Genomic DNA, 18,202 nt, shown 5'->3' with positions numbered 1-18,202 from the left:
TGGTCTTGAGCAACCAATTCTCTTTGAAAAGCGGAATGCTAAAATGAGTCAAGTGGCCCTCGAAACAGAAAACCGGCCTGGAGATGGTGGCGAACGATCACCGGGTATAAGCTTGCATGCGCACCGGCCGATCCCCCGCATTTCCATTCAGGCATTTTGCGAAAGCGATGGCGTCGCGAAGCAGGTAACTCGTGCCAGCGAAGACCGTCGCATGGCCAAAACGCACGTTCAGGTCCATATGGGCGGGGTAGATACGGCCGTTGAATTGTTTCAGACTGTGCCGACGCCCAATCTCATTCTACTTGAGACGTCGGCTGCACCACGCGACATGCTGCAAAATCTCGCGGCTCTATCGGAGGTGTGCGATCCGTCGACAAAGGTTGTTATCATCGGACATTTCAATGATGTCTGGCTCTACCGCGAACTGATCCGCAACGGCATATCGGAATATATGGTTGCCCCGATCGATCTGTCGGAGATTGTCGGCGTCATCGGCGGTCTATTCGTCGACCCGGAAGCAAAGCCGCTTGGTCACTCGATTGCCTTTATCGGTGCGAAGGGTGGTGTCGGCGCCTCCACAATGGCGCACAACATCGCCTGGGCCATCTCGTCACTCTTCAAGAACGAGGTGGTCATTGCCGATATGGATCTGCCTTATGGCACGGCGAACATCAACTTCGATCAAGATCCCGCGCAGGGGATTGCCGAGGCGGTCTTTTCGCCAGAACGCATCGATGATGTCTATCTCGATCGTCTATTGGCACAATGCGCAGAACATCTCTCGCTGCTTGCGGCACCGTCAACGCTTGATCGCGTTTTTGATTTCCGCGACGATTCCTTTGCGCATTTGATCGACGTTGCGCAAAGATCCGTTCCTCACGTCGTTCTCGACGTTCCGCACACATGGAACGGCTGGACACGCACAACGCTGGCCCGGGCCGATGAAGTCGTTATCGTTGCATCACCAGAATTGGCGAATCTGCGCAATACAAAAAACCTGCTTGATACCCTGAAGCAACTTCGCCCCAATGATGCCCCGCCAAGACTGATCCTCAACCAGGTCGGCGTGCCCAAACGCCCTGAAATTGCGCCGCTCGATTTCTGCAGTCCGCTCGGAATTCTGCCGCTCGCCACTATCCCCTTCGAGCCCGCGCTGTTTGGCAGTGCAGCGAACAATGGCCGGATGTTGGCGGAAACGGATGGTGCCAATCCCATTGTTCAAAGCATTAACGAGATCGCGCATATCCTGACTGGCCGCATGACACTGAAACCCAAGAAGAAACCAGGATTGTCGGCGGTCCTTTCCCGGTTGAAGCGCAAGAAACAGTAAAGAGAAATCATGTTTGGTAAACGCGGTAATCCCCAATCAGGCGGGGCCGGTGGAAGCCAGGTTCAGGAGTTTCGGGCGCCGGCCCTGGAGACGGCACTGCCTCTTCTCGGGGGAGGGGTGACCGCGACCGCAGGCCTTCCGCGGGATATATTGGAGCCCAAGCGTTCTCCCATCGAGACGCCGAAGCCAGTCGCGCCGCTTCGCGAAAAAAACGAGGCTTATTACGATACGAAGTCGCAGGTTTTCGCCGCACTGATCGACACAATCGATCTTGCGCAATTGTCGAAGCTCGACCCGGAAGTGGCGCGCGAAGAAATCCGGGATATTGTCAACGACATCATCGCGATCAAGAATTTCGCCATGTCGATCTCGGAGCAGGAAGAGCTGCTCGACGATATCTGTAATGACGTCTTAGGCTATGGCCCACTGGAGCCTTTACTGGCGCGCGATGACATCGCCGACATCATGGTCAATGGCGCTCGCAAGACCTATATCGAAGTGCTGGGCAAGGTGCAGGAATCCGGCGTCCGTTTCCGCGACAACCAGCAGCTCCTCAACATCTGCCAGCGTATAGTCAGCCAGGTAGGAAGGCGAGTCGACGAGTCCAGTCCCATCTGCGACGCACGTCTGCCCGATGGCTCGCGTGTCAACGTTATCGCACCGCCGCTTGCGATCGACGGACCGGTCCTGACTATTCGTAAATTCAAGAAGGACAAGCTGACGCTGGACCAACTCGTCCGTTTCGGCGCCATTTCTCCCGCCGGTGCCGAGCTTTTGCAAATCATTGGCCGCGTCCGTTGCAATATCGTCATCTCCGGGGGTACCGGCTCTGGCAAGACGACGCTTTTGAACTGCCTGACCAATTATATCGACAAGGACGAGCGCATCATCACTTGCGAAGATTCAGCGGAACTTCAGCTTCAGCAGCCGCATGTAGTGCGGCTTGAAACAAGGCCGGCGAACCTTGAAGGTGAGGGTGAGATCACCATGCGCGATCTCGTCAAGAACTGCCTTCGTATGCGTCCCGAGCGGATCATCGTCGGCGAAGTGCGCGGACCTGAAGTCTTCGATCTGCTTTCTGCCATGAATACCGGCCACGATGGTTCCATGGGCACGATCCACTCGAACAGCCCGAGGGAATGTCTTAGCCGTATGGAATCCATGATTGCCATGGGCGGCTTCGCCTTGCCGCAAAAGACGGTGCGCGAAATCATCGTGGGTTCGGTCGACATTATTATTCAGGCTGCGCGGCTTCGGGACGGTTCGCGGCGGATTACCCATATTACCGAAGTGATCGGCATGGAAGGCGAGGTTGTTATAACGCAGGACCTTGTCGTCTACGAAATCACCGGCGAAGACGCCAACGGTCGTCTCACAGGAAGACATGTCTCGACAGGCATCGCCCGCCCGCACATGTGGGAGCGGGCGCGCTACTACAATGAAGACCGGCGCCTCGCCAATGCACTCGATTCCATGGAAACGGCGAAACCATGATGGTGGGATCGGAGCACACAGATGTTCGGGCTTGATCTCGCGCAGCTTGGTTTCATCCTGCTGGTTGTGCTCGCCGTCGCCGCTTTGACCTATGTTTTCTTTTTTGATTCTATTGCATGGCAGAAAAAGGCCGACGAGAGACTGAATGAGGTCAAGCTCGCCGCAACTGACAGCCTTGGCAAATTCACGATTCGCGACAAGCAGGCCGAGGCGGTCAAACGCCGCAAGTCGGTTCACGATACGTTGAAGGACCTTGAGCAGCGCCAGAAGCTGCGCGACAAGAATATCAAGTCTCCCCCGTTGAAAATGCTTATGCAGCAGGCGGGTATGAAAGTAACATTGCCACGGTTCTATATGTATTCGTTTATCACTGGAGCGGCCGTTGCAGGACTGGGAGTAATGCTCGGATCACCGATCTATCTTGCTCCAGGCCTGTTTCTTGCGGGGGCACTCGGCTTGCCGCGCTGGTTTATCTACTTTCGACGCCAGAGACGCATCAAGGCATTCCTGCACGAATTTCCGAACGCGATCGATGTGATCGTGCGCGCTATTCGCTCCGGCCTGCCGCTTAACGATGGAATTCGTCTCATCGCACAGGAAGCCCAGGAACCGGTGCGCGGAGAGTTCCGCCGCATAGTCGACACGCAACAGGTCGGAGTAAGCATCCCCGAAGCTGCAATGCGCATGTCGGAATTCATGCCCTGCTCGGAAGCCAGTTTCTTTGGCATCGTCATTCAGATTCAGGCTCAGGCTGGCGGTAACCTCTCCGAAGCCTTGGGCAATCTGTCCCGTGTCTTGCGTGACCGGAAGAAAATGGCGGCCAAAGTGCAGGCGCTGTCAATGGAAGCAAAGGCATCCGCCTATATCATCGGTGCGTTGCCCTTTATCGTTGCCTTTCTCGTATACCTGACAAGTCCCCAATACATCATGATTCTTTTCAACACCAGTTCTGGCAATTTCCTTCTTGCTTGCGCCGGTGCCTGGATGTCGATCGGCATCATGGTGATGAAAAAAATGATCAATTTCAAATTCTAGCGAGAGATGCATGGTAGACGCCTTTGCTAAAGTCATTAAGGACCCGGCATTTATGTTCGCCATTCTGGTCGGGGTGTCGATCTTCGCAACCTTGGTAACGTTTCTGATGCCAATGCTGTCAGGGGTAGGCCTCAAATCGCGGATGAAATCGGTTGCGCTGGAACGCGACCAGATCAGATCCCGCGAAAGAGCCAGACTGGCTTCTGAAAGCGAGAGTAAACGCAAAAATTCAGGTCTTTCGCTGCGCAGAGTGGAACGGCAGGGTATACGCCAGTTCGTGGAAAAACTGGATTTGCAACGGGCACTCGCCGACGAAAAAACGCTCGCCGCTTTGCGCATGGCCGGCTTTCGCGGACAGAACGCGCTGAACCTTTTCCTCGCGGCACGTTTCGGTCTGCCCTTCGTAACACTGGGTCTCGCCGTATTCTACATTTTCGTTCTCGGCGGCCTGGCCGAGAAATCAACCCTTATCCGGGTCGCTGCATGCTTTGCAGGCGCGTATGTCGGTTTTTACCTGCCAAATCTCTACGTGAGAAATGTCGCGAGCAAGCGCAAACAGTCGATTCAGATGGCTTGGCCCGATGCGCTTGATCTGATGCTGATCTGCGTCGAATCAGGCATGTCGATCGAGGCCGCGTTCAAGAAAGTATCAGAAGAAATTGGTGTACAGTCCGGAGAACTGGCAGAGGAACTGGTGCTTACCAATGCCGAATTGTCATTTCTGCCTGAAAGGCGCCAGGCCTACGATAATCTCGCAACGCGCACGGGGCTTGAAACCGTCAAATCGGTCGTGCAAGCGCTAGTCCAGTCTGAACGCTATGGCACATCGATAGGTAGCGCTCTCCGCGTTCTTTCTGATGAGAGCCGGGAAATGCGCCTGATGGCAGCCGAAAAGAAAGCGGCCGCACTGCCGCCAAAGCTGACGGTTCCGATGATCCTGTTTCTGCTACCCGTCTTATTCTGCGTTATCCTTGGACCAGCTGTTATCCAGATTCAGGCGCAGGGCGGAATTTTCGGACCGGCGACATCGAAGAATTAAGAACGCAGTTCGTCTCATGAAAAAAGCCGCCTCAACGGGCGGCTTTTGCTGCTTGGGGCAAGTCAACTTTTGGGCTTTTTCTTGTCTTTCAGCATGTTCCATGAGTTTTGTTGCGACAACATCGATCGCAAATATTGCACATTGGTCTGTGCCTGTTGGGGCGAGAGTTCCTGTTTGGCGATATTCTCTGCCTCGTCAAAACGCCCCTGTAGCCCAACGACAAGCGCAAGGTTCTGCCGCACGCGACTGTCAGATCCCTTAGCGCTCACGGCCCGGCGCATATACTGTTCGGCAGTGGCCAATTCACCCGAGAGGACGTAGGACATGCCCATGTTGGACAGGATCGAGGCTTCGTCAGGATTGATGATCAGTGCCTGTCTGTAAAGATCGCGAGCTTCGCCCGTCTTACCCATTTGATCGAGAATTGCACCTTCGGTCGAGAGCAGTTTCCAATCCGGGTATTCCGGCGTCTGGGCGCGGCGCAGAGCGTCGAGAGCCGCATCGAACGCACCCGTGCTGGCGAGCGCTTTGCCATAGGCGGCGAGGACCTGGCGATCTTTCGGATAGGCGATAGCCAGGCTTCGCATTACGGCAAGAGCCTGGTCGCTGCGACCGGTCATGCGCAAGACAGTGGAAAAATTCAGCGCCGCAGATCTGTCTTTGGGATTTGCTTCGTAGCGCTTGCCGAGGCTGGACGACGCCTGCATCAGCTGTTCCTGGTTCATCTGATCGAAATTGCCGGCGGGAAGCGTGTCCCGCGTGCCATTGGCCGGAGTGATCGATCCTGTCGTGGTCTTGTCGGTGGTCGTGCAGCCGGAAATTCCGGAGGCCAACGCAACAATTGCAACGGCATAAATGAAGCGGCGATTACATTGAATAATGCCAACGCTTGTCATAGTTTGCCCCATCCGCAGCACAAATCACCTGTGCGTTAACCATTCCCTCGGCTTAGAAATATTCTGTTAACCCTAACGGACGGTTAATGACCTGAGGGCGGCGCGGTACAAAAGTACGAGCGAGAAGAGAACGTTATGGCTAGTGATATCAAAGTTGGAACAATGGCGGGCAGCAAGCCGATCTGGTTCGTAAAAAAAGGCGAATTGGAAGGTGCTGGCCTCGATAGTGCTGGCCTTGCATGGGCCAAAGCCAATGGGTTTGATGGCCAGGCTGCCCGTGTTCTTGTTGTTCCGGGGGAGAACGGCGACGTTGCGGGTGCTCTGTTCGGCATTGGCAAGGACGATATTCGGCTCGTTGCCGGTAAACTGGCCAGTGCGTTGCCAAAAGGCGACTGGCACATTGCGAGCCCGGTCGGCGAACCAGATCTCACTGCTTTGGCGTTTCTCCTCGGAGGTTACAAATTTACACGCTATACAAAAAAAGATGATGCTGAAGTCACGCTTTCAACACCCAAGGGCGCCGATGAGACGGATGTGAGACGGCTCGCCAAGGCCGTCACGCTGGCACGCGATCTTATCAACACGCCGACCAACGATATGGGGCCCGTTGCGCTGGAAGCAGCGGTGCGAAACGTTGCCGAGGAACACACGGCAACGCTCAGCGTGATCAAGGGCGATGATCTGTTGAAGAAGAACTTCCCCATGATCCACGCGGTAGGACGGGCAGGAAGTCAGGAACCTCGCCTGATCGATCTTGCATGGGGCAAGAAAAATGCGCCAAAGGTGACACTGGTCGGCAAAGGCGTTTGTTTCGATACGGGCGGTTTGGATATAAAGCCTTCGAGCGGCATGCTCCTGATGAAAAAGGACATGGGCGGCGCGGCCAACGTGCTGGCGCTGGCTGGACTGATCATGGATGCAAGGCTGCCTGTCAGGTTGCGTGTACTGATACCGGCGGTCGAAAATTCGATTTCCGCCAATGCGTTTCGCCCTGGAGACATATTGACCAGCCGCAAGGGCCTGACGGTCGAGATCGGAAATACCGATGCAGAAGGACGCTTGATCCTCGCGGATGCGCTTGCATTGGCCGATGACGACGAGCCGGAAATCCTCATCGACATGGCTACCCTGACCGGCGCAGCACGTGTCGCGCTGGGCCCGGATTTACCGCCATTCTATACCAATGATGATGGACTCGCTTCGGAGGTAGCCGCCTCCGCATACGCGGTTGCCGATCCAGTCTGGCGCATGCCGCTTTGGCAACCCTATGACGCCAGACTCTCATCCCGTGTCGCCGACCTCAACAATGTCACGTCCGATGGCTTTGCCGGATCGATCACTGCGGCGCTATTCCTGCAACGCTTCGTCGGCAAGGCGAAGGTCTGGGCGCATTTCGATATTTTCGGCTGGAACCCGGTGGAGAAGCCGCACGCTCCGATTGGAGGCGAGGCACAGGCTATCCGCGCGCTTTACCATCTTCTCAAGGAGCGTTACCCGAGCAAATGATTGCCTTGCGTGCCTCGATGCAACGGCTAGAATGGAACGGAACCGAAATGATTGCGGGGAACGTTCATGAATATAGAGCTGAGACCGCTTCAGGCACTGACATTGTGGAAGGAAATTGCGCTGTCGGAAGTGCGCGACGATGCCCACGATCTCACGATGCGGCAGCTGGCTGTGCTTCTTACGGTATATCTCGAACCGCCGCCACACACGATACGGGGCATGGCGGCAAAGCTCGGCGTAACAAAACCCGTCATCACCCGCGCTCTCGACACAATGGGATCCTACGGTTTGGTCGATCGGCACCGCGATGAGAAGGACAAGCGCAATGTTCTCGTTAAGAGAACGGTAAAAGGTGCGCTGTATGTCGAACGGCTCGGCGACCTGGTTATCGCCAAAGCAAGAGGATTGCCGCTTTGAATGCTGAAACTGTAAATCTCGACAAGCGGCTGCACGCGTTCCGGCCCGATCTTGCTGACGAAAGCCTACGCGGTCTGGTTGAAGCGGAACGATTCACCACTGGCATGCCGATGCGGATCGCCGATCCAGTGGTCGACGTGCGCTCGCAGCCGCGGGGCGACGCTGGTATCACCACACAGTTTCTCTACGGCGATGATGTACTCGTCTTCGAAGACGACAATGGCTGGTGCTGGGTCCAGAACGAGCGCGATGGCTATGTCGGCTATGTGGTGGATACGACGCTGGACCTTCGGACTGATGAACCGACCCATATCGTCATCGCACCGCGGACCTTTGTTTACCCGGGTTCTGACCTGAAGTTCCCGCGGACCAAAGCGCTGTCGATGGGCTCGCTGGTTACTGTGACCGGCGGGCAGGAGAGGCGCGGCACGCTCTATGCCATGCTGCCAAGCGGCGAGGCGATCATCGCCAAACATCTCGTGCCCATAGACGAGGTGACGGATGATCATGTCGCTGTCGCCGAAACGCTTATGCACACGCCCTATCTCTGGGGCGGCGTTTCGGGATTTGGCATTGATTGTTCAGGCCTGATCCAGCTTTCACTGCTGATGACCGGCCAGGGCGTATTACGCGATTCGGATATGCAGGCGGCTTCGATCGGCGAGCTGATCGAACCGGACAAGGATTATCACAATCTGCAGCGCGGCGACTTCCTGTTCTGGACTGGTCACGCGGCGATGATGGCGAGCCACTCCATGGTGCTGCATGCGAGCGGCCATACGATGAGTGTCACCCTTGAACCGTTGCGCGAGACCATCGAACGCATTGCCTATCTCTATGGCAAGCCGACAGCGGTGCGCCGGCTTTAGTTTTTCTTATCTCCCTCAAGGGAGAGATAATCGGCATCTAATATTGCGCGGCCTTGTCCACGATATTTTTGAGCGGCTCGCCACGCTCATAAGACTCAAGTTGCGCTATGATTTCCGGAACCAACGCTTGGGGGCTGGAGCTTGCAGCCGCGTGCGGCGTGATGACAACCTGCGGATGTGTCCACAGCGGACTACTCTTCGGTAATGGCTCGGTCTTGAACACGTCCAGCGTCACAGCTGACAGCATGCCGCGATCAAGCGCGGCAAGGATATCGGGTTCGTTCTGCAAGCCGCCGCGACCGGCGTTGATCAATACCGGCGCACCAAGCGGACCCTCGGCCTTCATCTGTGCGAACATGCTCATTGACAAAATGCCTTTAGTCTCCGGCGTCAATGGCAGCAGGCAGACGACGATGTCCACATCCTTGAGGAAATCCTTCAGTCCATCCTTGCCGAAGTGGCTCGTGACGCCCTCGATGGTTTGCAGGCGGCGGCTCCACCCGCTGACACGGAAGCCAAGGTTACGCAATTTCTGCGCAGCATCACGTCCAAGCACACCGAGGCCAAGAATGCCAACCGTCACTTCATGTGCAGCTGGCTGGCGTCGATCCTCGTGCCAGACCTTCTGGGTCTGCTGCTGGCGATAGCGCAGGCCGAGCCGGTGATGGTCGAGCACCTGCCATACGACATATTCGCTCATCCGCATGGTGAGGTCCGGCGAAACGATGCGCACAATGGGAACATCAGGAATCTGGTGATCGTGGAAGATATGATCGACACCGGCGCCGAGCGAGAAGATGACCTCGAGGTTGGGCAGACCCATGAGAGATCCCGGCCGCTGTTTCCACACCAAGGCATAACGAATCTTTTCTTTGGTGGTGTCGGCATCGAGCACAAGCTTGCGCGCTGGTGCGGCCTTGGCAAATTCGGTTTGCCAGACATCCGGGTCCCAGCCCGTCACCGCCAACAAGATTGTGTCATCCGCGTTTCCAGTCATTCGCTCACCGCTCCCTGTTCGGCCGTTTCTATCCTGAAGGCTGCGGCCATCAGGGCTTTTGTATAGTCAGTCTTGGGCCGCGAGAAGATTTCCTCCGAAGGGCCATATTCCACTGCCTTCCCATTGCGCATCACCAGCACGTCATTGGCAAGTGCCTTGACCACCTTCAAGTCGTGGCTGATGAAAAGGTAAGCCAGATTATGCTTTTGCTGCAACGAGCGCAAAAGGTCGACAACCTGCGCTTGCACGCTCATGTCCAGCGCCGATGTCGGCTCGTCCAGCATGACGAACCGCGGGTTGAGCACCATGGCGCGTGCGATTGCGATGCGTTGACGTTGGCCACCGGAGAACTCGTGCGGGTAACGGAAACGGTTTTCCGGATCAAGATTGACTTCTTTGAGCGCGGCGACGACGCGCGCATCCCGTTCACCCAATGAAAGCTTCGGCTCATGCACCTGCAAACCTTCGGCAATGATGTCGGTAACTGACATGCGCGGAGAGAGAGAGCCGTAGGGATCCTGAAACACGATCTGCAATTCGCGGCGCAGCGGCCGCATCTGCTTGAACGAATATTGGTTGATGTCTCGGGTCCCGAAACGGATTACGCCCTCGGACGAAATCATCCGCGACAGAGCGAGACCAAGCGTCGTCTTGCCCGAACCGGATTCGCCAACGACACCAAGCGTCTGTCCAGCCCGGATCGTCACGTCGATGCCATCGACAGCCTTTACGTAATCGACGGTTCTACGCAGAAAGCCCTGTTTGATCGGGAACCAAACCTTGAGGTTCTCGCCGCGCATCACCGGTTCAGCCGAAAGGTCGGCAGATGGCGGATTGCCCTTCGGTTCCGCCGCGAGCAGATGCTTCGTATATTCGTGCTGCGGATTGTTGAATATCTGCTTCGTTGGACCGGTTTCAACGATCTTGCCGCCGGTCATCACGCAGACGCGGTCGGCGATCTTGCGCACGATGCCGAGGTCATGGGTGATGAAGAGCATCGACATGCCCTGCGCGGCTTTCAACTCCGCAAGCAGCTTCAGAATCTGTGCCTGCACGGTCACATCGAGCGCAGTGGTCGGCTCGTCGGCAATCAGCAGCTTTGGCTTGTTGGCAAGCGCCATGGCGATCATCACACGCTGGCGCTGTCCGCCGGAAAGCTGGTGCGGATAAGCGTTCATGCGCTTTTCCGGATCGCGAATGCCTACTTCCTCCAGCAGTGCCAATGTCCGCTGTCGCGCCGCCTTGTCGCCCATGCCCTGGTGCAATTTCAGCACTTCGCTGATCTGCTTTTCAATCGGATGAAGCGGATTGAGCGAAGTCATCGGCTCCTGGAAGATCATGGTGATGTCGTTGCCACGGACCCGGCGCAGGTCGGTCTCATCCTTGTCAAGGAGGTCCTCGCCATTGAACAGGATCTGGCCCGATGGATGTGATGCGGGCGGATAGGGCAGCAGCTTCAGGATCGACAGGGCAGTTACAGACTTGCCGGAACCGGATTCTCCAACCAGCGCCACTGTCTCGCCCTGAGCGATATCGAAAGAGATGCGATCGACCGCAAGCGACTCCTGGTTGTTCTGGGTGAAGGCGACTGATAAATCGCGAACTGAGACGAGAGCGTTCATTTGAAAGCCTTGCGGGGATCGAACGCGTCACGGGTCGCTTCACCGACGAAGATCAGCAGCGACAACATCAGCGATATGACGATGAAACCGGTAAGGCCAAGCCACGGCGCTTGAAGGTTATTCTTGCCCTGCGCCAGCAACTCGCCCAGCGACGGGGATCCCGGCGGCAGGCCGAAGCCGAGAAAATCAAGCGATGTCAGCGTAGTGATCGATCCATTGAGAATGAAGGGCAGGAATGTCAGCGTTGTCACCATGGCGTTGGGCAGCAGATGCCGGAACATGATCGTACGGTCGCGCACACCGAGCGCGCGGGCGGCATTGACGTATTCGAAATTGCGCGCGCGCAGGAACTCCGCGCGAACGATGCCAACGAAACTCACCCAGGAAAATAACAGCATGATGCAAAGTAGAATCCAGAAGCCCGGCGGCAGGATCGAGGCCATAATCAGGAGCAGATAAAGAGTTGGAACAGAGGACCAGATCTCGATGAAGCGCTGGGCGATGAGATCGAGCCAGCCGCCGAAATAGCCTTGCAAGGCGCCGGCGGTAACGCCGATAACCGCTGAGGCGGCTGTTAGGATGAGGCCAAACAGCACCGAGATGCGGAAGCCGTAAAGCGCACGGGCGAAGACATCGCGTGCCTGATCGTCGGTGCCAAGAATGTTCAAATTGCCAAAGGTGCAATTCGGATCGTTGACCCCTTGCGGATAGCGGGCGCAGCGCTCTTCGGGCGTAAACAGCCAATAGGGTTTTGACGGCGCCGTATCGGGCAACTCATTGTTGACCGTGCGATAGGAATAACGGACCGGCGGCCATATCGCCCAGCCATTGGCGTTGATCTCGTCCTGAATTACGGGATCGCGATAGTCAGTGACCGCATAGAAGCCGCCGAACTTTTCCTCAGGGTAATCGACCAGAACCGGAAAGAGGATTTCGCCTTTATAGGAAACGAGGATTGGCCTGTCGTTGGCAATGAATTCGGCGAACAGCGAGGCAATAAAGAGGAACAGGAATATCCACAGCGCCCACCAGCCGCGGCGGTTGGCCTTGAAATTCTGCCAGCGGCGGGCATTTAGTGGCGACAGGCGTGGACGCCGAACCGGGATGGCGGGCGCGCGTAAAACCTCGCTCGTCATCAGACGTCCCTCCGCTCGAAATCGATCCGCGGATCGATCCACGTATAGAGAAGATCGGAGAGGAGACTGACGACAACGCCGACAAGTGCGAAAATATAGACCGTGGCAATCACCACCGGATAATCGCGGTTGATGATTGATTCATAGCCCAACAATCCCAGCCCATCGAGCGAGAAGATCGCCTCGATCAAAAGCTGGCCGGTGAAAAAGATTGAAATGAAGGCGCTGGGAAAGCCAGAAATCACGATGAGCATGGCGTTGCGGAAGACGTGGCCATAAAGGATCTTGTGCTCGCTGAGACCCTTGGCGCGCGCCGTCGTCACATACTGCTTGCGGATTTCGTCGAGGAACGAGTTCTTGGTAAGCAGCGTCGTTGTGGCAAAAGCAGAAAGCAGCATCGCGGTCAGCGGTAGCGCCAGATGCCATGCATAGTCGACGATCTTGCCAAAAAGCGAGAGCTGCGAGAAATTGTTCGAGGTCAGCCCGCGTAACGGAAACCAGTCGAAGAACGAGCCGCCTGCGAAGAAAACGATCAGCATGATACCGAAGAGAAAACCCGGGATCGCATAGCCGACGATGATGACGCCGCTGGTCCATATATCAAAGGTCGAGCCGTCTTTGATTGCCTTGCGTATGCCGAGGGGAATCGAGATCATATAGGAGAGCAATGTCATCCATAGGCCGAGCGATATGGAGACCGGAAGCTTTTCCTGGATCAGATCGATGACGCTGATATCGCGAAAATAGCTCCTGCCGAAATCGAAGCGCACATAATTCCACATCAGAAGACCGAAGCGCTCCAGCGGAGGCTTGTCGAGGCCGAATTGCTTTTCCAGACTGGCGATGAATGCGGGGTCTAAGCCCTGTGCGCCGCGATATTTTGAGTTGCCCTCGCCAAGGCCAAGCTGATCCTGACTCTGACCGAAATCCGCACCGCCACCACCAATGCGGTCCATGGCATTACCGCCCTGACCAGTCAGCTGACCGATAATGCGCTGTACCGGACCGCCAGGGACAAACTGCACAATGACAAAGCAGACAAGTAAAACCCCGAACAGCGTCGGAACCATCAAAACGAGGCGGCGAAGGATATAGGCTCCCATCAGGAACCCCCTCTTAGCATCGCCGAAATATCAAATCTTGCCAATTGCCTTTGCCTTTGCTTCGTCGAGCCACCACAACGTCTCAACCGGAAAACCGTAATCGGGTTTCGGCTCCTTGAAGCCGAACATGTCCCAATAGGCGATCGGATGATTCGCTGCATACCAATTTGGAATCCAGTCGCGTCTTATACGCAAGAGCCGATCAAGAACACGCAAGATTGCAATCAATTCCGTACGGGAGTGCGCCTCGCTGACTTTCGCGATGAGCGCATCAACAATTGGATCGGCGGTGCCGGGAAAATTCCACGAGCCCGCTACGCTGGCGGCTTTCGAGCCGAACATGATCTCCAGGGATTCGCGGGTTGGGGTGGCATCGAGCATATAGGCGATGCCCATCATGTCGAAATCAAAATCTTGCAGGCGCAGCTGATATTGCGAGGGATCGACAAGGCGCAAAATGGCGTTGACGCCTATTGCCTTGAGATTGTTGATGAAGGGTGAATAAACTCGCGTGAAAACCTCGGCCTGAATGAGCATTTCAATGTTAAGTGGTTTACCGCCCGCATCGACCAACTGGTTGCCGTCTCGCTTGAAGCCGGCCTCCGCCAAAAGTTCGGAAGCACGGCGCAAGTTCTTGCGATCGCGGCCCGAACCATCGGAGGGAGCCTGCAACAGCGCTTCGTTGAAGATGGTTGCGGGCAACTTGTCGCGGAACGGCTCCATGAGCGCGAGTTCTTCGGGTGAAGGCTTTCCCGTGGCGCGAAAATCCGACTGTTCGAACAGCGATTGGGAACGGTCGTAGCGGCCATAAAACAAGTTTTTCTGGGTCCACTCGAAGTCGAAACACAAGGCGATGGCTTCGCGAACACGCGGATCGCGAAAATGTTCGCGCCGCTGGTTCAGCGCCCAGGCCTGCATCTGCGGGCGTTTCTCACCGGAAAAGTCCCGCTTTATGACTCGCTTCTGCTGGATTGCCGGAAAGGTGTATTCCGTCGCCCATGTCTTGGCCGTGGATTCCAGACGGAAAAAGATATCGCCTTTCTTGAAGGCTTCGAACTCCGGCTGGCGGTCGCGGTAGAAATCGATCCTGATCCGGCCGAAATGGTTGAAACCGCGCATGACCGGCAGGTCTTGTCCCCAGTAATCCTCGACGCGCTCATATTCGATACGCTGGCCGACCGAAACGCTGCCGACCCGGTAAGGTCCCGAGGCAAGGGGAGGCTCGAGCGTCGAGGCATCGAAATCGCGCGTGGCGTACCAAGCTTTCGAGAGGATCGGCATGGTGCTGGCGATGTCGAGGATGGCGCGGTCGGAATGCTTGCCGGTAAAGCTAATGCGCAGGGTGTGATCGTCGACAGCGACGATCTCCTTCATCTCGGTCAGCAGTAACAAAAGCGAAGGGTGCCCCTTCTTCTGTATCGTCTGATAGCTGAAAACCACATCATGCGCGGTGAGGGGCGAGCCATCGTGGAACCGGGCTTCGGAGCGGAGTTTGAAGGTGAATGTATTGCGGTCGGCGGAGACGGTGACCGCCTCTGCCACCAGTCCATATATCGAGTCTGGCTCGTCCAGCGCTGATTCCATCAACGTGTCAAAACACAGCTCCATGCGCGGCGGCGCATCGCCCTTGGGCGAGAAGCTGTTCAGCGTATTGAAGGTCTGCGTCGACTGGTTGAAAAACCAGCTCCATGGCGAGAAGGCGAAGGTGCCGCCCTTTGGGGCATCGGGACTGGCATAGTCGAAATGTCTGAAATCTTTGGGATATTTCAGCTCGCCAAATGCTGAAAGGCCATGCAGCGGCACATCGGTTGCGACTTCCGACAGCGCAAGGCGGGGCACCATTGCCGTCAGGATCGTCGCGCTTGATATTTTCAGGACATCGCGGCGAGTAGGTCGCGTCATTCGGCGCGCGCCTTCAGAGCCTGTTCCTTGGCGGTATCGATCCACCACGAGAAAGGGTCGATTCCGGTATATTCAGGTTGCTTCTCCGGCATGCCGAACTTGTTCCAATAGGCGATTTTTATCCGGTCATCGTACCATTGCGGGACCACGTAATAATTCCAGAGCAGCACCCGGTCGAGCGCATGCGTGGCCGCGACAAGCTCATCGCGATCCTTTGCAAAAATCACCCGGTCGACGAGCTTGTCGATAGCCGGGTTCTTGATGCCCATGTAGTTCCGGCTTCCCGGCGAGTCCGCTGCAGCCGAACTCCAGAAGTCGCGCTGCTCATTTCCTGGCGACAGGCTTTGAGCCATGACGACGTTTGGTGTCGTGATATCAAAATCGAAATCGTTGAGCCGGGAAGTGTATTGTGCACTATCCACGACGCGAATCTGAGCATCGATGCCGAGCTTGCGCAGATTGGCCATGAACGGCCCGATAAAGCGTTCAGCCGAGGGATCATCTGCCAGAAACTCGATGTTCAATGGCTGTCCCGTTTGTGTATTGACGAGCTTTCCATTCTTCTGGTCATAACCAGCCGCTTTCAGAAGCTGAACGGCATGGCGCAGATTATCCCGCTGCGATTGCGGCGTGTCGTAGACCGGGAGCTTGAATTCCTTGGTGAAGACTTCCTCTGGCACTTCGCCTTTGACAGTCTCCAGGATATCGAGCTCCTTGCCACTCGGCAAGCCGCTAGAAGCGAGTTCAGAACCAGCAAAATAGCTGTTGATGCGCTTGTACTGGCCAAAAAACAGGTTCTTGCTCATGCTTTCGAAATCGTAGGCCCAGTTCAAGGCTTCGCGTACTTTCGGGTCCTTGAACTTGTCGCGCCTGGTATTGATCAGGAATCCCTGCATGCGGCCCGATGAGCGGAGCGGAAACATTGCCTTGATGACGTCACCGCGCGCGACAGCGGGAAAATCATAACCGCGCATCCAGCGCCCAATGCTTGCTTCGCCACGATAATCCTCGAAGCCGCCTTTTTTGAAGGCCTCCCAGGAAGCATTCTGGTCGCGGAAGTACTCATAGCGGATATGGTCGAAATTATTGCGGCCGACATTGACTGGGAGGTTCTTGCCCCAATAGTTTTCGACACGGCTCCAGACAATCGTTTTACCCGGAACAACGCTCTCGATCTTGTAGGCCGAAGATCCAAGCGGGATCTCCATTGTCGGCTTGGTAATATCGCGTTTCTTGCCGGAGGCGTCTGTCCCTTCCCACCAGTGTTTGGGCAGGACGACAAGATCGCCCATGATATTCGGCAGTTCCCTGTTGCCGCCGCTGGTAAAAGTGAAGGTTACCTCGCCGTCGCCAGTTTTTTCGGCCTTTACAACGTCATGATAATATTTGTTGTAAAGCGGGCTTTGCGCCTTCAAGACATTGAAGGACCAGATCACGTCATCGACGGTAATGGGCTTGCCGTCGTGCCATTTCGCGGCGGGATTGAGCTTGAACTTGACCCAGGAAAAGTCGTCGGGATAGGCGACGGATTGAGCGATCAGCGGATAGTTTGTCCCGACCTGATCAAGGGATTGGCTCATCAATGTATCGTACAGCTGGCCACCGCCCAGCGCACCCAACCCTGCAGCAGGCGTACCCTGGACGACGTAAGGGTTGAGGCTGTCGAAACTGCCCTCGCTGGTCTGATTCAGCGTTCCGCCCTTGGGTGCATCCGGATTGACATAATCGTAGTGCTTGAAGTCGGCACCGTATTTTAGTTCGCCAAGAAGGCTTGTCCCGGTCCGCCACTCCGGTTCTGCGGCCTGAGCTATCTGGACAGCCCCAGCGGTAGCGACGGCAAGGAAAGCGAGGCTGGCAACAAAGGGACGAAATCGCAAATCAATCTCCACAGGTTCTCTTTGCTGGTAGTCTAAGAGAAAATGCGGCAGAGAACAGGCCTTCACCGAAAAAACCCGCCAGGAACGCAAAAAGCCGGGCACTGGGGCCCGGCTTGTCGCGAATCGCTATGTAAAATCAGTTGGCGGGCGCTGGCTGAGCCGGAGCAGCAGGTGCTGCGCCATCGGCGGGCTTTTCACCTGCGGGCGCGGCGGGAGCGGCACCTTCAGCCGGCTTGGCTGCACCGTCCGCGGGCTTCGCCGCATCGCCTGCTGGCGCGGCAGCTGCGTCAGCAGTGGGCAGCGGCTTAGGACTATCGGACAGCGTGCGCAGATAGGCGATCAGATCGGAGCGCTCATTGTCCTTCTTGTCGCCGGCGAAGCCCATGGCCGTGCCTTTGATGTAGGCCTTCGGCGAAGTCAGGAAGTGGTTTAGATGATCATAGGTCCACTTCTCCTGACCGCCTTTTGAGAAATCCTTCATCGGGCCCGAATAGGCAAAGCCCGGATGCGTTGCGATCGGGCGGTCGACGATGTCCCAGAGATTCGGGCCTACTTTGTTCGCCCCGTCCTTTTCACCGGTATGGCAGGCCTGGCAGCGCTTGAAGACTGCTTCGCCGCGCGTGGCATCGGCGGAAGCGAGGAGCGTTGCAACCGGCACAGCAGCTGCAGGGGCGGCTTCACCGCCTGCGCCGCCAGCCTCGGGCTCGGCGGCCTGGATGATGTAACCGGGCTTTTCAGGTGCGTGAGAATCGAAAAAAGCATCGGACAGGATGCCTGCCGACATGACAACGAAAACGGTTGCCAGAAACGCCATGGCATATTTGTTGAATGCGCTCGATTCCATCGTCGATCATTGCTCCACTTGTGTCCTGTTCAAGTACACTGGATACAAAGCTCATGACAGCGCTTGCCTGCGCAGTGCCAGAGCTTTGTGTTCAACGCACTTGCTTAGGTTCTCAATATCTGGTCAATGCAGATC

Annotated in this window: 15 protein-coding genes; 7 read left to right on the top strand and 8 right to left on the bottom strand. The window is 56.3% G+C overall.

Going from position 1 to position 18,202, the window contains the following annotated elements; genetic code table 11:
• Window positions 1–43 precede the first annotated feature (43 nt).
• From N8E88_RS14585 to N8E88_RS14570, 4 genes are read left to right on the top strand one after another with little or no spacing between them, the layout of a single operon-like run.
• Complete coding sequence (locus tag N8E88_RS14585) at window positions 44–1,330, top strand: CpaE/TadZ family protein (RefSeq protein ID WP_262294293.1); 1,287 nt, start codon at window positions 44–46, stop codon at window positions 1,328–1,330.
• A 9-nt stretch (window positions 1,331–1,339) separates the two neighbouring features.
• On the top strand, window positions 1,340–2,824 hold the full coding sequence (locus N8E88_RS14580; protein ID WP_262294292.1) for a TadA family conjugal transfer-associated ATPase: 1,485 nt from the start codon (window positions 1,340–1,342) through the stop codon (window positions 2,822–2,824).
• Between the two features lie 21 nt (window positions 2,825–2,845).
• A complete protein-coding gene (locus N8E88_RS14575; protein ID WP_262294291.1) occupies window positions 2,846–3,859 on the top strand; it encodes a type II secretion system F family protein in 1,014 nt (337 codons plus the stop codon).
• 10 nt (window positions 3,860–3,869) lie between these two features.
• Window positions 3,870–4,898, top strand: coding sequence for a type II secretion system F family protein (locus N8E88_RS14570; RefSeq protein WP_262294290.1), 1,029 nt, complete (start codon window positions 3,870–3,872; stop codon window positions 4,896–4,898).
• 62 nt (window positions 4,899–4,960) lie between these two features.
• Here N8E88_RS14570 and N8E88_RS14565 read toward each other — a convergent pair whose 3' ends face one another.
• Window positions 4,961–5,794 (bottom strand): tetratricopeptide repeat protein, encoded by an 834-nt coding sequence (locus tag N8E88_RS14565; RefSeq protein WP_262294289.1) that lies wholly within the window; start codon window positions 5,792–5,794, stop codon window positions 4,961–4,963.
• Window positions 5,795–5,929: 135 nt separating this feature from the next.
• Between N8E88_RS14565 and N8E88_RS14560 the strand changes: the two genes are divergently transcribed.
• From N8E88_RS14560 to N8E88_RS14550, 3 genes are all read left to right on the top strand, one after another.
• Window positions 5,930–7,300 (top strand): leucyl aminopeptidase family protein, encoded by a 1,371-nt coding sequence (locus tag N8E88_RS14560; protein ID WP_262294288.1) that lies wholly within the window; start codon window positions 5,930–5,932, stop codon window positions 7,298–7,300.
• Between the two features lie 66 nt (window positions 7,301–7,366).
• Window positions 7,367–7,717: a MarR family transcriptional regulator gene (locus N8E88_RS14555; protein ID WP_262294287.1), complete on the top strand. Its 351-nt coding sequence runs from the start codon at window positions 7,367–7,369 to the stop codon at window positions 7,715–7,717.
• Window positions 7,714–8,586 (top strand): C40 family peptidase, encoded by an 873-nt coding sequence (locus tag N8E88_RS14550; RefSeq protein ID WP_410010649.1) that lies wholly within the window; start codon window positions 7,714–7,716, stop codon window positions 8,584–8,586. The genes N8E88_RS14555 and N8E88_RS14550 overlap by 4 nt, the downstream gene beginning before the upstream one ends.
• 37 nt (window positions 8,587–8,623) lie before the next feature.
• On the opposite strand, the gene N8E88_RS14545 is transcribed toward N8E88_RS14550, so the two are convergent.
• From N8E88_RS14545 to N8E88_RS14515, 7 genes are all read right to left on the bottom strand, one after another.
• Window positions 8,624–9,583, bottom strand: a complete 960-nt coding sequence (locus tag N8E88_RS14545; protein WP_262294286.1) for a 2-hydroxyacid dehydrogenase — start codon at window positions 9,581–9,583, stop codon at window positions 8,624–8,626.
• Window positions 9,580–11,205, bottom strand: coding sequence for an ABC transporter ATP-binding protein (locus N8E88_RS14540; RefSeq protein ID WP_262294285.1), 1,626 nt, complete (start codon window positions 11,203–11,205; stop codon window positions 9,580–9,582). The genes N8E88_RS14545 and N8E88_RS14540 overlap by 4 nt, the downstream gene beginning before the upstream one ends.
• On the bottom strand, window positions 11,202–12,341 hold the full coding sequence (locus N8E88_RS14535; RefSeq protein ID WP_112526424.1) for an ABC transporter permease: 1,140 nt from the start codon (window positions 12,339–12,341) through the stop codon (window positions 11,202–11,204). The genes N8E88_RS14540 and N8E88_RS14535 overlap by 4 nt, the downstream gene beginning before the upstream one ends.
• Window positions 12,341–13,444 carry a microcin C ABC transporter permease YejB gene (locus tag N8E88_RS14530; protein WP_262294284.1) on the bottom strand — a complete coding sequence of 368 codons (1,104 nt, stop codon included), beginning with the start codon at window positions 13,442–13,444 and terminating at the stop codon, window positions 12,341–12,343. Before N8E88_RS14530 ends, N8E88_RS14535 begins: the two co-directional genes overlap by 1 nt.
• A gap of 30 nt (window positions 13,445–13,474) precedes the next feature.
• Window positions 13,475–15,346: an extracellular solute-binding protein gene (locus tag N8E88_RS14525; protein ID WP_262294283.1), complete on the bottom strand. Its 1,872-nt coding sequence runs from the start codon at window positions 15,344–15,346 to the stop codon at window positions 13,475–13,477.
• A complete protein-coding gene (locus N8E88_RS14520) occupies window positions 15,343–17,223 on the bottom strand; it encodes an extracellular solute-binding protein (protein ID WP_262294282.1) in 1,881 nt (626 codons plus the stop codon). The genes N8E88_RS14525 and N8E88_RS14520 overlap by 4 nt, the downstream gene beginning before the upstream one ends.
• Before the next feature lie 136 nt (window positions 17,224–17,359).
• Complete coding sequence (locus N8E88_RS14515) at window positions 17,360–18,067, bottom strand: c-type cytochrome (RefSeq protein ID WP_262294281.1); 708 nt, start codon at window positions 18,065–18,067, stop codon at window positions 17,360–17,362.
• Window positions 18,068–18,202 lie beyond the last annotated feature (135 nt).

Source organism: Phyllobacterium zundukense, assembly GCF_025452195.1.
GTDB lineage: Bacteria > Pseudomonadota > Alphaproteobacteria > Rhizobiales > Rhizobiaceae > Phyllobacterium > Phyllobacterium zundukense_A.
Note: the sequence above shows the minus strand (reverse complement) of the source record. Positions and strands in the feature narration are given on the sequence as shown.

Excerpts from the sequence above, each read along its gene's own strand:
- N8E88_RS14560 (WP_262294288.1), top strand. The coding sequence starts at position 5,930 with ATGGCTAGTGATATCAAAGTTGGAACAATGGCGGGCAGCAAGCCGATC.
- N8E88_RS14540 (WP_262294285.1), bottom strand. The coding sequence starts at position 11,205 with ATGAACGCTCTCGTCTCAGTTCGCGATTTATCAGTCGCCTTCACCCAG.
- N8E88_RS14585 (WP_262294293.1), top strand. The coding sequence starts at position 44 with ATGAGTCAAGTGGCCCTCGAAACAGAAAACCGGCCTGGAGATGGTGGC.
- N8E88_RS14580 (WP_262294292.1), top strand. The coding sequence starts at position 1,340 with ATGTTTGGTAAACGCGGTAATCCCCAATCAGGCGGGGCCGGTGGAAGC.
- N8E88_RS14515 (WP_262294281.1), bottom strand. The coding sequence starts at position 18,067 with ATGGAATCGAGCGCATTCAACAAATATGCCATGGCGTTTCTGGCAACC.
- N8E88_RS14570 (WP_262294290.1), top strand. The coding sequence starts at position 3,870 with ATGGTAGACGCCTTTGCTAAAGTCATTAAGGACCCGGCATTTATGTTC.
- N8E88_RS14525 (WP_262294283.1), bottom strand. The coding sequence starts at position 15,346 with ATGACGCGACCTACTCGCCGCGATGTCCTGAAAATATCAAGCGCGACG.
- N8E88_RS14530 (WP_262294284.1), bottom strand. The coding sequence starts at position 13,444 with ATGGGAGCCTATATCCTTCGCCGCCTCGTTTTGATGGTTCCGACGCTG.
- N8E88_RS14575 (WP_262294291.1), top strand. The coding sequence starts at position 2,846 with ATGTTCGGGCTTGATCTCGCGCAGCTTGGTTTCATCCTGCTGGTTGTG.
- N8E88_RS14555 (WP_262294287.1), top strand. The coding sequence starts at position 7,367 with ATGAATATAGAGCTGAGACCGCTTCAGGCACTGACATTGTGGAAGGAA.
- N8E88_RS14535 (WP_112526424.1), bottom strand. The coding sequence starts at position 12,341 with ATGACGAGCGAGGTTTTACGCGCGCCCGCCATCCCGGTTCGGCGTCCA.
- N8E88_RS14545 (WP_262294286.1), bottom strand. The coding sequence starts at position 9,583 with ATGACTGGAAACGCGGATGACACAATCTTGTTGGCGGTGACGGGCTGG.
- N8E88_RS14565 (WP_262294289.1), bottom strand. The coding sequence starts at position 5,794 with ATGACAAGCGTTGGCATTATTCAATGTAATCGCCGCTTCATTTATGCC.